The organism is Variimorphobacter saccharofermentans (genome assembly GCF_014174405.1).
GTDB lineage: Bacteria > Bacillota > Clostridia > Lachnospirales > Lachnospiraceae > Mobilitalea > Mobilitalea saccharofermentans.
In genome coordinates this window covers 1,561,127-1,574,714 of the sequence record NZ_JACEGA010000001.1, presented here as the reverse complement: position 1 = coordinate 1,574,714, position 13,588 = coordinate 1,561,127, and the positions used below count along the sequence as shown (strand labels likewise).

Annotated in this window: 12 protein-coding genes and 1 pseudogene; 5 read left to right on the top strand and 8 right to left on the bottom strand. The window is 36.9% G+C overall.

Translation table 11 applies throughout. The annotated features are described in order from the left end of the window. Positions 1–56 precede the first annotated feature (56 nt). Both H0486_RS06850 and H0486_RS18760 read left to right on the top strand, forming a co-directional pair. Positions 57–872: an ABC transporter permease gene (locus tag H0486_RS06850; protein WP_228354379.1), complete on the top strand. Its 816-nt coding sequence runs from the start codon at positions 57–59 to the stop codon at positions 870–872. Further along, positions 866–2,744: pseudogene (locus H0486_RS18760) on the top strand (extracellular solute-binding protein). The gene H0486_RS06850 and the pseudogene H0486_RS18760 overlap by 7 nt, the downstream one beginning before the upstream one ends. A 153-nt stretch (positions 2,745–2,897) precedes the next feature. Here the strand turns inward: H0486_RS18760 and H0486_RS06840 are convergent. From H0486_RS06840 to H0486_RS06810, 7 genes are all read right to left on the bottom strand, one after another. Further along, positions 2,898–3,857: a D-2-hydroxyacid dehydrogenase gene (locus tag H0486_RS06840; RefSeq protein ID WP_228352289.1), complete on the bottom strand. Its 960-nt coding sequence runs from the start codon at positions 3,855–3,857 to the stop codon at positions 2,898–2,900. Positions 3,858–3,877: 20 nt separating this feature from the next. Then, a complete protein-coding gene (gene trpS / locus H0486_RS06835; protein ID WP_228352288.1) occupies positions 3,878–4,882 on the bottom strand; it encodes a tryptophan--tRNA ligase in 1,005 nt (334 codons plus the stop codon). Positions 4,883–5,019: 137 nt separating this feature from the next. Then, the gene (locus tag H0486_RS06830; RefSeq protein ID WP_228352287.1) at positions 5,020–5,652 is read right to left on the bottom strand and encodes an HAD family hydrolase; all 633 of its coding nucleotides are present in this window, start codon (positions 5,650–5,652) and stop codon (positions 5,020–5,022) included. A 269-nt stretch (positions 5,653–5,921) separates the two neighbouring features. Then, positions 5,922–6,602, bottom strand: a complete 681-nt coding sequence (locus H0486_RS06825; protein WP_228352286.1) for an ABC transporter ATP-binding protein — start codon at positions 6,600–6,602, stop codon at positions 5,922–5,924. Then, positions 6,599–7,195, bottom strand: coding sequence for an FtsX-like permease family protein (locus H0486_RS06820; protein ID WP_228352285.1), 597 nt, complete (start codon positions 7,193–7,195; stop codon positions 6,599–6,601). The genes H0486_RS06825 and H0486_RS06820 overlap by 4 nt, the downstream gene beginning before the upstream one ends. 351 nt (positions 7,196–7,546) lie before the next feature. Further along, positions 7,547–8,866, bottom strand: coding sequence for a sensor histidine kinase (locus H0486_RS06815; protein ID WP_228352284.1), 1,320 nt, complete (start codon positions 8,864–8,866; stop codon positions 7,547–7,549). Positions 8,867–8,879: 13 nt separating this feature from the next. Further along, the gene (locus H0486_RS06810; protein ID WP_228352283.1) at positions 8,880–9,578 is read right to left on the bottom strand and encodes a LytR/AlgR family response regulator transcription factor; all 699 of its coding nucleotides are present in this window, start codon (positions 9,576–9,578) and stop codon (positions 8,880–8,882) included. Positions 9,579–9,940: 362 nt separating this feature from the next. Between H0486_RS06810 and H0486_RS06805 the strand changes: the two genes are divergently transcribed. The 3 genes from H0486_RS06805 to H0486_RS06795 all read left to right on the top strand — a co-directional run bounded on the left by H0486_RS06805 (position 9,941) and on the right by H0486_RS06795 (position 11,529). After that, positions 9,941–10,420, top strand: a complete 480-nt coding sequence (locus H0486_RS06805; RefSeq protein ID WP_228352282.1) for an S-ribosylhomocysteine lyase — start codon at positions 9,941–9,943, stop codon at positions 10,418–10,420. A 67-nt stretch (positions 10,421–10,487) separates the two neighbouring features. Further along, positions 10,488–11,261, top strand: coding sequence for a hypothetical protein (locus tag H0486_RS06800; RefSeq protein ID WP_228352281.1), 774 nt, complete (start codon positions 10,488–10,490; stop codon positions 11,259–11,261). Further along, positions 11,254–11,529: a hypothetical protein gene (locus H0486_RS06795; protein WP_228352280.1), complete on the top strand. Its 276-nt coding sequence runs from the start codon at positions 11,254–11,256 to the stop codon at positions 11,527–11,529. The genes H0486_RS06800 and H0486_RS06795 overlap by 8 nt, the downstream gene beginning before the upstream one ends. A 159-nt stretch (positions 11,530–11,688) precedes the next feature. Here the strand turns inward: H0486_RS06795 and H0486_RS06790 are convergent, their stop codons facing one another. Next, positions 11,689–13,467: an alpha-amylase family glycosyl hydrolase gene (locus H0486_RS06790; RefSeq protein WP_228352279.1), complete on the bottom strand. Its 1,779-nt coding sequence runs from the start codon at positions 13,465–13,467 to the stop codon at positions 11,689–11,691. Positions 13,468–13,588 lie beyond the last annotated feature (121 nt).

Sequence of the window (13,588 nt, the reverse complement as noted above, 5' to 3'; positions counted from 1 at the left end):
AAGCAAACCAATCATTAACCAACAAAGCAAGCGAAGGCGGCTTAAAGCTACCTCATATAAATAGCGTCAAATGGCTTTCTTTTCCCTATCTTCTATGGATGATTGGCTTTATTATCATACCGTTAATTATGATTGTATATTACGGGTTAACCACAAAAGATAGTCAGATAACGCTATCTAATATCGAATTAATAACCGATCCCATTAATCGGAAAGCCTTAATACAAGCATTGGAGTTGTCCGTAATCAGTACCATTATTTGTTTATTGCTGGCATACCCTCTGGCACTGATTTTAAATAAGATTAAAATGAAAAGTGATAGCTTTATTGTACTGATCATTATTCTTCCCATGTGGATGAACTTCTTATTACGTACCATCGCGTGGCAAAATATATTAGAGAAGACAGGTGTGCTTAATCGGTTACTAACCTTTCTCCATTTACCAGCGGTGAATATCATTAACACTCCTGCAGCAATCATACTTGGTATGGTATACAATTTCTTGCCATTCATGGTTTTACCTATTTATAATGTACTGATCAAGATTGATCCTGATGTTGTAAATGCAGCCAGGGATCTGGGAGCCAGCACAGGTCAAACCTTTCGGAAAATTATATTTCCGTTATCTCTTCCCGGCGTAATCAGCGGTATCACAATGGTTTTTGTACCATCCCTGACTACCTTTGTTATATCAACCATTCTTGGAGGAAGTAAGATTGTATTAATTGGTAATGTAATTGAACAGCAGTTCCGTTTGGGTAACTGGCATACCGGTTCCGGTTTGTCCCTTGTATTAATGATATTTATTTTGTTGTGTATGGCAATTCTCTCGAAATATGTTAAAGAAAGCGAGGGAAGTAGTATATGGTAAAGAAATTCTTAAGTCGTTTTTATATAGGAATTATCCTTCTGTTTTTATATGCTCCGATTATTATTTTGATCGTTTTATCCTTCAACCGGTCAAAATCACGATCAAAGTGGGGCGGCTTTACATTACACTGGTATCGTGAATTATTTCAAAATGAAGATATCATGTCCGCATTATCAACGACCTTAATCATCGCGTTATTGTCCGCATTAATTGCTACCATCATTGGTACAACGGCTGCGATCGCCATTAACAGCATGAAGAAGACTCCTCGATTCATATTGATGAGTATCACCAATATTCCCATGCTGAATGCAGATATCGTAACAGGTATATCATTTATGCTAATCTTTGTTGCATTAAACTATACGTTAGGATTTACAAGTGTATTAATCGCTCATATCACTTTTAATATTCCTTATGTAATCCTAAGTGTAATGCCAAAGCTAAAGCAGTTAAATCCTCATACCTTTGAAGCAGCATTAGACCTAGGTGCTTCCCCAATATATGCCTTTTTTAAAGTGATACTTCCCGATCTGTTTCCAGGGGTATTATCCGGCTTCTTTCTGGCATTTACAATGTCCCTGGATGACTTTGTAATTACCCACTTTACGAAAGGTCCTGAGATTAATACGCTATCCACAAAGATTTATACAGAAGTAAGAAAGGGAATTAAGCCCGAGATATATGCTCTTTCTACTCTGATGTTTATAACTGTTTTATTATTACTAATATTTATAAACCGTCGAAACGCAGTAAAAAATACTCCCGTTCGGAGAGTTTAATTGATTTTGTTTATAATATGAATGGAGGAAAATGATGAAAAGATTTTTACTTATCTCTGCTCTTTTGGTTATGACCCTTGGTCTTTTTGCTTGCAGTAAAAATGATGGCGAAAAGGTCTATGTCTATAACTGGGGAGAATATATTGACCCGGATGTATTGGACTTATTTGAAGAGGAAACCGGAATTGAAGTAGTCTACGATTATTTTGAACAGAATGAGGAAATGTACCCAAAGATCAAAGCGAATGCAGTTCAGTATGATGTAGTGTGTCCTTCTGATTATATGATTCAGAAAATGATTGATGAAGGTCTTCTGGCAGAAATCAATTTTGATAATGTTCCCAATATTAAGAATATCGATCCTGCTTATCTAAAAAGTTCACAGAGCTTTGACCCTGAAAATAAATACAGTGTTCCCTATTGCTGGGGCACCGTTGGTATTCTATATAATAAAACCATGGTAGATGAACCCATTGATAGCTGGGGTGCCTTATTCGACGAAAAATATTCTGGTAACATTCTGATGATGGATAGCGTGCGTGATGCTTTTGCAGTAGCACTTTCTTATCTTGGTTATGATATCAACACTACGGATGAAGCACAGCTGGAAGAAGCGAAGGCATTACTTCAGGCTCAGTATCCTTTGGTTCAGGCTTATGTAGTTGATCAGGTAAGAGATAAAATGATTGGTGGAGAGGCAGCTCTCGGCGTAATCTATTCGGGAGAGGCAATTTATACGAAAAGAGAAAATCCCGACTTGGAATATGTTGTTCCCAAGGAAGGCTCCAATGTATGGATTGATGGCTGGGTAATTCCGAAGAATTGCAAAAACAAAGAAAATGCAGAAGCCTTTATCAATTTTATGTGTGATGGAGAGATTGCTTTAAAGAATTTCGAGTTTATCACCTATTCTACTCCAAACACTGTTGCAAGAGATATGATTGCCGATGAAGATATCAAGAATAGCGAGGTAGCATTCCCAGACCAGGCTACATTAGACCGTTGCACCACTTATCGCTATTTGGGCGAAGAGGTTGAGAATTTATATATTGAGAAATGGAATGAAGTAAAATCAGATGCAAATAAATAAATTTTCCTTCATTGATATCTAAGTATAAGTATAATAGGGCGTTGTTAAATCTTAATAACCGTAACCTTCCATTTCTGGAATGTGTTAAGATAATTAGATTTAACAACGCCCTCTGTCTACTGCCCGGTTCCATAACAGGCCCGTCTTAATATACTACTCTCTTACAACATTGCGTTCCTCTCCATTTTGGAATGCAATAATATTTTGATACACCTCTTCTACTACTCTTTTTCGTGCTTCAACCGTTGCCCAAGCAATATGAGGAGTAATAATTAGTCGGGTACTATCTTGAATCTCATACAAGGGATTATCCGGACTCATAGGCTCCCTTGATAATACATCGAGTCCAGCGGCTCCAATCCAGTTCTCCTTCAAGGCTTTGGTTAGCGCCTGCTCATTAATGATAGGCCCTCTTCCCAGATTAAGAAGAACGGCATTTTTCCTCATGATGCGAAGCTCTTCCTCTCCTATCAAATTCCTGGTCACAGAATTTAGAGGTGCATGAATGGATACCACATCTGATTGCTGAAGCAGTTGTTCCAAACTAACCCGTTCATAGGATGGGTGATTGTTTTTCCCCGAGGTGGAGTAATAGATAACCTTACACCCAAACGCTTCTGCTACTTTTGCTACTCCGCGTCCGATTTCCCCTAGACCGATTATCCCCCAGGTCTTTCCTGCGAGTTCATGAAATGTAACCTCAAAGTGACTGAAAATATCCGATTTAATATAATTACCCGATTTCACGAATTGGTCATAATAGCTTAATTTTTCATATACGTAAAAAAGCAAAGCAAAGGTATGCTGAACTACCGATTGGGTACTATAGCCTTTTACATTTGTCACCGTAATATTGCGATTATTCGTGTATTCAAAATCCACAATATTCGTTCCTGTTCCGGTAATGCAAATAAGCTTAAGTTTCTCTGCATTCTTTAACGTTTTTTCATTCATCGGAATCTTATTAACGATGATGACATCTGCATCTTCAATGCGCTTCGGCGCCTCACTCAGATTAGAAGCAGGATACTTCACAACCTCACCCAATCCGTCAAAAGGGGATAAATCCACATCCAATCCCAGTGTATCTGTCTCCATAAAAATAATTTTCATAATGTAACCCTTCTAGTTAATTATCTTATTCTTTCCGGGAAGCCAACTTTTTTCTGTACCTTACGTAATGTCTTTAATGAATAATAATTTGCCTTTTCTGCATTTGCTTTGATAATACCATCTATATATGCCTTATCTTTCTGTAGCTCCTCGAAACGGTCCTGAATCGGCTTTAACAGATCGGCAACAGCCTCTCCTACAGCAAGCTTAAAATCTCCGTATCCTGTATTAGCAAATTCCTTTTCAATATCCGAAATTGATTTACCCGTTGTTGCGGCATAGATATCGATCAAGTTACGAATACCCGGTTTGTCTTCACTGTAATGAATTTCGTTGTCCGAATCGGTTACTGCTCTCTTGAATTTACGAATAATAGTATCTGTATCATCCATCAAATATATGCTGGCATTTGCATTTTCATCTGATTTTGACATCTTCTTTTCCGGATCCTGAAGACTCATAATTCTGGCTCCCTGTTTACCGATATAAGGCTCTGGAATGGTAAATACATCTCCGTAAATACCATTAAAGCGCTCCGCTATATCACGGGTAATCTCTAAGTGTTGCTTTTGATCGCTTCCCACCGGTACCACATCGGATTGAAACAGCAGAATATCTGCTGCCATAAGCACAGGATAGGTATATAATCCAGCATTAATATTATCTGCGTGCTTTGCTGATTTATCCTTAAACTGTGTCATTCGATTCAATTCACCCATATAAGTAAAGCAATTTAGAATCCAGCTAAGCTCTGCGTGTCCTGATACATGAGATTGGTAATAGATGCAATTCTTCTCCGGATTCAGCCCTGCCGCAATATATAAAGTCAGAAGCGCTCTGGCTCTTTTTCTTAATTCTGCCGGATCCTGACGAACCGTAATGGAATGAAGATCAACAACACAATAAAAGCATTGATATTCTTCCTCTAAAGCGACCCAATTCTTTAATGCTCCAAGATAATTGCCTAAAGTTAAGGTACCTGTTGCCTGCATACCACTAAAAAGTGTTTTCTTTCCGTCTAACATATATTCACATCCTATTCAATAGTCAAGCTTCTATCTACATTCCATCCTTCAAAAAGCTTGCATTACACATCTTGATAAATCATGTCTATCTTTCAATATATAAATAATTTTATGAAATGTCAATCTTCATTCGTCTACTATGGCTCATATTTTCGAACCAAATCCTCCAAGGAATCAATCACCTCATCATATTCGCTTACATTACCAAATCCATATCTTGCAAATACGAAAGGAACTCCTGCTTCCTTTGCCGCCGTAGCATCTCCCTGAGTATCTCCTACATATATGGGGGCCTTTAGCTGGTTCCGTTCTACAATGATTCGGATATTATCAGCCTTAAGCTTACCGCTACGTCCCGGATATTCATAATCGGTAAAATACTGTTCAAGTTCAGGATATGCCTGAAAGAAACACTGTATATAGCCCTCCTGGCAATTACTAACGATAAACAACTTATAATTCAGTGAAAGTACACGTAATGCATCCTCTAACCCTTCATAAAGCGTCGCTCCATGCTCAGCAAGATATATGCATTCATAATCACAGCATTCCTGCATTACCTTCACTGCATGCTCCTCTGACACACTTTGATATAATTTTACTGCGATAACATCCAATGGTAATCCAAAAAGACCTTGCAGCTTCTGCGCTGTAACCTCATCCTTAACCTCGGGATGTTTTTCCGCCAATACCTTATTAAATGCTTTAGCCACCTCCGGTGTAGAGTCCCATATTGTTCCATCCAAATCAAAAATTATACTATCTATCATATGCTTCTTCCTTATGTTTATTTTTTCTCTTACTTTTTGTATTTTTTATAAGCTTCTAATTTAATTGTAGGTTTTTTATACCCTATTTAATTACCTCATTGTAATATCATGCCTCATAGCAGGAGGAATGTCAACCCTCACAAAGAACATATACACTGAAATTGTACATCCACCAAGGAGGATATCCAATAAAAAAACATAAAAAATCTGTTAAGCACTTCTTGAAGCTTAACAGATCTGTCTTATCTCATTGATTATATCTCCCTGCATTATCCTATTCTATTATCCTCTACAACATATCCATTTTGAAGTCGTATAATATGATTAGCCATTTCACTAATTTCAGAATCCTGAGACGTAATCACTAATGTCTTTCTAAGTATTCTTACCATTTGCTTTAGTAACCCGATCACATCCATGGCAATATTAACATATAAGTGCTCAGTTGGTTCATCCGCTAATATTACACTTGGATTATTTATTAATGCTCGCGCAAAGGTAGCACATTGAAACTGATTCGTAGTCAGCTGTCTCGGATAACATGATAGAACTCCTGTAAGATGCAGTTGATACACCAGCATATCAAAATAGTCTTTATCCAGTTTACTTTTCGCTAACGCAACTGGAATTAAAATATTTTCATAAACTGTCATTTCAGGAATTAAGCTATCCTTCTGAAAGAGATATCCTATCTCTTTCCTTCGAAGCACCGCTAACTGATCATCACTGTAAGCGGTAAGGTTATGCTGATTCAGATAAACCATTCCAGATGTTGGCCGCTCAAAGCCTCCTAACAAATTTAAAAGTGTGGTTTTACCAGAGTCCTTGTCTCCGTAAATGATGACACATTCTCCCTCTTCAATTTGCAGGTTACAATCAATTACCGCATCAACTCTCTCATGTTCATTGTCATATGATTTATACAACCCTTTACTCTGAATTATTGTCATAAAAACACATTCTCCTCGGTGACAGGATCGTCGGATATAATATCAGATAATGGTACTTTTCGAATTCCTCGTTCAACATACATTCCCAGAGCGACAATAACACAACCCATGATTCCTGCAATCACAATTAATGTACTAATGGAATCAAACAAGCCTAACACGCTCTGATCACAAGATAACCCGTCCAATAATCCGACGATGGCACCAGTTAAATACCTTCCAATGATTAATCCCAATGGTATGGTTATGATAAACAAAAGAAATGCTTCTATCAAGATTAATATCCTAATATTACGTCTGGTGGCACCCAGCCTCTTGAGAAATAAAAAATCTTTAATCCCAGATCTTAAAATGCTATAATACTGATTCGTGATAAATAGAAAACCTGAGATTAAAAAGATAGTAAAAACACTTTCATATATATATTTAATATAGGGGAACGAATAATTATTACCAAGAAGTAATATATTATCCGTATATACGGAACCAACCACCATGGAAGTATAGGTTGCAATAATCGATAAAATAATATAACAATAATTTAGTCGATATCTACATATAATTAATTTTACATATGTAAAAAGTAATTTCATATCAACCTCCATGTCCCTGAACTATTTTGATTCACTAGCACAGAATGCCTGGGATTGATTATCTCAACCCAAGCACCCTATGTAAGTGAAGCAAATAATTCAGTAAAGTATTTATTCCCCAATAGATACTTTCAAAATTTAAGGTCTCCCAAATAACCATTCAATGAAATCGTCTAGAATATTAATACCAGTGTTTACCATTATTAATACCTCCTACTAAAAAACGACCTTGGTTACATGCTTCTTATAGCATATAATCCAAGGTCGCTTCAATAGGACATGACATGAACGTTCGATTTTTCTGCATGAACGTCGTTTTTTATAACTTCCCTTATCCAAAAGCATAATTTATCATGCTTTGTTCTTCATAAATATTTCCACTTTAAAATAATTATTTTCACATGTATAATTTATAGTTCCCTGATATTTCTCCACTCTCTGTCTCACATTTTTCGTTCCGAAACCATGTGCTGTTTTGTCCTTTTTGGAGGTTATTAAATTCCCGTTATATATCTCAACCATACCTGATACAGGATTCTTTATATCGATATACAAATCGTCCTTATAACTACTGATATTAATATCAATAAATGCATCCTCATCCTTACTTCGATCCATTCGAAGTACCGCCTCCACTGCGTTAGAAATTGTGTTGGCAAATATAACACATAAGTCCAGCGGTTTAATATGTAATGAGGGAAAGCCTCCCGTTAACCGAAGGAAAATTCTCTGTGACTTATATTTGCTCTGTGCATCATTTAATATCGCATTAACGATATCATTACCAGTATCAAATAAATCCTCCGTCACATCCGGTGTCTCCACCAGATGATTAATATATTCTTCCATCTCTGCGAGCTTGCCCGCTTTACTTAAACCACTGATACAGGATAGATGATTGCGCATTTCATGACGAATCGCACGCATTTCCTGTTGCTTCTCATGTACCATCAAATAATATTCCTGTTGTGCTTCAATTACACTTTGATTAATCTGGGATAATGCCTTAAAGTTATCCCTTGATTCAGTTACAATCACTACCATTAGGCACACAACGCTATAGGAAATGCAGACGATAATCGTAGTAATCAGCATAACTCTTCGAAGTCGCTCATTGGCTCCATGAAAGGTAGTTACCATAAAACCACTTATTATGGTAATTCCGGTTGCTGCACCTGAAAACAGCAAAGCATAAACCTTCTTTGACAGGTTTATAGGATGGCTCGATTTTCTTCTAAAATGAATTAATCCTGCTATAATGCCAATGGTCAATACGTTAATCGCATTACATATGAAGGTAAGGAAGCCATCCTGGCGAATCCCGTAATAGGTTGTACTTAGTAGCAGCGAGATAACTCCAGTAAGGCAGACATCAAGAAATAAAACTAATATATAGGTAAGTAATGCATAAGCCAGCTTCTTAAACAGCTTTCCTTCAAATAGCAGAGATACTGTCAGCACAACCATTACAGTAATAATCTTATATATCGCTCCCTCATAATTATCCATATAAAAGCTTGCTACCAATAGGAGGACTACCTGAGTACATCCTACTATAGCTATCCATTTAATCTTTTTGATGACTTTAAAACCGACAATTCCCCAGAATACAATCCATAGCTTAATAAAATCAAGCAAATAATAGGAAAAGACCTGCCATAAATTATCCATTCACACTATCTCCTTATTTTGCATTCCGCTTTCGGTATGCTTTACAAGCCTTTTTTAATTTAGCAATCTGCCGAACAGCAACTTCCACTTTTTCTCCGTTTTCAAGAAGTATAGTTTTACCTATTTCTTCAATATATTCCATATTCACAATAAACGCTTTATGTACTCTATAAAAATCACCGGTATCAAGCATATTCTCCCACTCGCTCATCGTATAAGTACTTTCATATACATCCCTGCGCGTTCGCACCAGTGTATAGCGATTCTCATATTCTATATAAATTATATCTTTGAGCTTAACGAAAATTGTATTCCCATTCAAGCTTACTACCGTTTTCGAATCCTTTACAATCTCCTCTAAGGCTTCTTTGAGGTTTCGGTTAAATTCCTGCTCTTTAATTGGTTTCAGTAAATAACGAAACGCTCTTACCCGATACCCCTCCTGCATAAAACCCTTATAGCCAGTCAAAAATATAATGATTACATTATCATCCTTTTCCCGAATTCGTTCTGCGGTTTTTAATCCATTCAGCCCTTTCATCTGGATATCCAGGAACAAAATATCGATAGACTCTTTATATTGTAGTAATTCATCTCCCGATGAAAAAGTAATTGTCTCAAGTGTGAATATATTTGATGCGGTATATTCTTTGCATAGTCTCATTATTTCTTCTCTTATAATAGCCTCATCATCACATATTCCAATCCGCATTCGGCATCCCTCATTATCTTCTGTATCTCAAATTAGTTATCTCAAAAAGCAATTAAGTTTACTCATAAAACATTTCTGGTAAAATCTACATTCATCATAACAATTCCCATTAATTTCGTCAAGATAATGCATACTATTCAATCCAATTAGGGTAGATGCATAATATATTAGTTATGATTATGACTTACCTCACACACAGGCGAAAGTACTTATTACTGATTTCGTATGCCTCAGGCGTACATGAATATTCGTGATATATCATGTAAAATTTTAGTCCACAAATACAATGATATATGCTAGAATAAGCATTGAACTAATTAACTTTTGATACAGCGAAATATTATGGTACAAGGAGGTTATATATGAAACAGATTGCAAGCTTTACTATTGATCATATGAAATTACTGCCCGGAGTATATGTATCACGCAAGGATAAAATCGGCATCGAGGTAATCACTACCTTTGATATTCGTATGGTTCGTCCTAACTTTGAGCCTGTTCTAAACACTGGTGAAATTCATACAATAGAACATTTAGGTGCCACATTCCTGCGTAATCATAAGGAGTATGCTGACCGAGTGGTATACTTTGGTCCTATGGGTTGTAGAACCGGGTTTTACCTAGTGTTAGGCGGGGATTTGAAGTCTTCGGATATCGTTCCTCTCATCACCGAGATGTATGAGTTTATTCGCGATTTTGAAGGTGAAATTCCGGGAGCCACTCCAGAAAACTGTGGAAATTATTCTGATATGAATTTAGAAGCTGCGAAATTATATGCAGACGGCTTTTTAAAGAACACCTTATATCATATTGACGAGGAACACCTTAACTATCCTGAATAGTCTGATTGAATACATTTTTACGTGCTTCCTGAATATACTGTAATGAATAGGAATAATGGGAGAAGCTATGGCAGACCAAGATCTTATGCATACTGTTGAATTAGCAAAAGCCGCATTACCCTATCTGGATTCAAAAACCAGGGTAATGGCTGAACTCTTAACAAAGATACTCGATGTTATGGGAAGTTTCAAAACCATGACCAGTAATTTGGCTGCCTGTGGCTATGATGGTAAAAAGCTCGATGTAGAAGGAATGCTAACAGGAATTCGTCCTGTATGCAATAAAAAAGAACGTGAAATCGTTGATCGAATACTTAACATATTTAATATGCGACGAGTAATGGAAACGTATAATAATATGATGTCGGCCATGAAGACTATGCAAGAATTCGGTGACTTTCCTTTTGATACCGGTAATGCTGATGTTGATAGTGATACCGTGACAGGTAATTTTTCGAGCATGAACTTTGAATCTATTTTTCAAGCGATGAACTCCTCAAATAACGAAGATAATAATGGGGATTACAGCAACTTTAATAGTGCTGAAACCAATATAGATTTTGATAGAGAGCCAATAGGAGATGCTTATGACAATAGCCCTATCGAGGATGCCTATGACAGCAGCTCCACCAGGGATGATTTTGTGGATGAGAATCACTCCCAAGTGAATCCCTCTTCTCCTCAAAGTAATATCAGTAATAAGCGGATGCTTGAAATGTTGAAAGCTATGGTTCCACCGGAACAGCAAAGCACATTCGAAAACTTAAGCATGCTTTTAAATACCATGACATATGATAATAATAGTAAACCGGATGATAGTAAGGAGAATGAAAATGTCTGACATGTCATGGACCGATAATCCTAAACTAAAAAATATCGATCCCCGTAAAATGGCTGTTCTGCTTCAGTTAATGAAAGAAGCAGAGGGGAAACCAATGGATAAACTGATTCCTTTACTAATGAATACAAATAAAAAACTTCAGCAACAGAATTTAACCTTTACAAAAGAAGAGAGCGAAATCATGCTTGATTTGCTGACCAAGAACATGACACCAAAAGAGAAAATGCAATTTGAGATGATTAAGCAAATGATGGCTAATCGAAAGTAAAATCATAATACTGTCACTCAACTACAATACACCCGGAAAGAGCACCTGTATTCCATAATCGATAATCCGTTTATGAAATACAGGTGCTCTTTCCGTATACTAATTATCTGTTATGTGACTGTACCTAATCTGAATACGTTCTCCCAATCTTGTGATATATTATTTCAGGATTACAATGGAGTATGGCGGAAGACTTATGGTTTCTCCGTCTATTAACACCTCTTCCCCATTTGCTGATAGATATCCACGTATTCCTTCATAACCATAGGTTTCTTTGCTTAAAGTCAACTTCTTTTTCTCCTCTGAGATATTAAAAATCATGATAATTTTATTATTTTGAAAGGTTTTGGTTAGAGCACAGATATCCATATCCGCTATATCAGTAATAAGCGAAATCTCACCTCTCGCTATCTCAGGATTTTCATTTCTTAATCTGATTGCTCTCTTATAATAATTATAAATGGAAAGTGGATCTGATACCTGTTCCTCATAACTACCAAAATAATGGCTGATCCGATCCATGTTACCGGGACCAATGGTCATGTCGGGAGTATCATTTGCCGACCAATACATAGGTGCGCGTTTATTTTCATCTCTTCCGCTACCACTCATGCCAAGCTCTTCTCCATAATAAACAAATACATTTCCATTCATCATGAGATTCATTCCGCCTGCCATCTTTGTCTTTTCTGCATTATCCGAATAAAATCCGGCTGATCTGGCAGTATCATGATTCGTATAAAAAGGAGCATCAATACCCTCAGGGTTATACTTACGAATCGCTTTCTGTACCTGAAGCATTCCTTCTCCAAAGGCTTTTGCAGAATTATCATAGCCTTTCAAATTGATGATCTCAGCAATTCTTCCACTTTCTGCAGCAAATGCAAAATTAAATATACTGTCTATCCCACTGGCATAATATTTTGAGAAGGTAGAGAAATTCGTCCATACTTCAGCTACCATATAGTTATTTTTATTCTTATTCTTAATAAATTGATTTAACCAGGATAATACCTCCGTATTCTTTTCCGTATTATCGGAATAATAATGCAGAGCCGCATCCAGACGGAAACCACCAACTCCCATATCCAGCCAATAATCCATAATGTCCTCTATATCTTTTCGTAAGTTCTTATCCGCCAGATTCAGATCGGGCATGTTAGAAGTAAAGACTCCCTCATAATACCAATCCTTCACGCCGGTTTCATAATATGTAGTTCCATCCGGCTTACCCTGGACAAAATTATAATAATTAACATAGGGATTATGTTCTCTGCACAGTTCCTCATGAACACATACATCCTGTCCACAAGGTTCTATTGCCAAGCTCTTTACTGCTGATAAAAACCATGGGTGGTTGGAGGAAGTATGATTGAGTACTAAATCAATTATCACTTTAACTCCTCTTTTATCACACTCCTGCAATAAGCGTTGAAAATCCTCCAAAGTACCATATTGACTATCTATTCCATAATAATCGATCACATCATATTTGTGGTAGGTGTCAGATGGCATGATCGGCATAAGCCATATCCCGTTGAAGCCTAAATCCTTGTCGGAATTCGGATCCCCATCGTTAATATAATCGAGCTTTGAAATCAAGCCATTGATATCACCGATCCCATCTCCATTACTATCACAAAAAGAGTATAAAAAGACCTCATAATAGGTACGATAGTTATCATTTATGATATTGAGTATCTGATTATATTGATATTCCATCTTCTTATTCGTTTTCTCCGCTTCGGTAACACCATCGGCTTTTTCTTGTGAGTCTACCGCCTTCTGCTCATCCTCCGATAGGATGCTGTCACCCAAGCTTGCATCCTCTTTCTGCTTCGTATCTGTTCTATCTGAAGCCTTCCTCTGATCTGTATTACTACATCCCGTCATAATAAGCGAGAGCAAAACCACAATACATAATGCAAATTTTCTCATATAGCCCCCTTGATATACATCAGTTTATATAATGGAGCTGTAGCATAATGTATCTTCAGGGATTATGACTTACCTCACACACAGACGGAAGGACACGTTACTGATTTTGTATGTCTCATGC

Excerpts from the sequence above, each read along its gene's own strand:
- H0486_RS06830 (WP_228352287.1), bottom strand. The coding sequence starts at position 5,652 with ATGATAGATAGTATAATTTTTGATTTGGATGGAACAATATGGGACTCT.
- H0486_RS06840 (WP_228352289.1), bottom strand. The coding sequence starts at position 3,857 with ATGAAAATTATTTTTATGGAGACAGATACACTGGGATTGGATGTGGAT.
- H0486_RS06810 (WP_228352283.1), bottom strand. The coding sequence starts at position 9,578 with ATGCGGATTGGAATATGTGATGATGAGGCTATTATAAGAGAAGAAATA.
- H0486_RS06805 (WP_228352282.1), top strand. The coding sequence starts at position 9,941 with ATGAAACAGATTGCAAGCTTTACTATTGATCATATGAAATTACTGCCC.
- trpS (WP_228352288.1), bottom strand. The coding sequence starts at position 4,882 with ATGTTAGACGGAAAGAAAACACTTTTTAGTGGTATGCAGGCAACAGGT.
- H0486_RS06790 (WP_228352279.1), bottom strand. The coding sequence starts at position 13,467 with ATGAGAAAATTTGCATTATGTATTGTGGTTTTGCTCTCGCTTATTATG.
- H0486_RS06795 (WP_228352280.1), top strand. The coding sequence starts at position 11,254 with ATGTCTGACATGTCATGGACCGATAATCCTAAACTAAAAAATATCGAT.
- H0486_RS06815 (WP_228352284.1), bottom strand. The coding sequence starts at position 8,866 with ATGGATAATTTATGGCAGGTCTTTTCCTATTATTTGCTTGATTTTATT.
- H0486_RS06825 (WP_228352286.1), bottom strand. The coding sequence starts at position 6,602 with ATGACAATAATTCAGAGTAAAGGGTTGTATAAATCATATGACAATGAA.
- H0486_RS06820 (WP_228352285.1), bottom strand. The coding sequence starts at position 7,195 with ATGAAATTACTTTTTACATATGTAAAATTAATTATATGTAGATATCGA.
- H0486_RS06800 (WP_228352281.1), top strand. The coding sequence starts at position 10,488 with ATGGCAGACCAAGATCTTATGCATACTGTTGAATTAGCAAAAGCCGCA.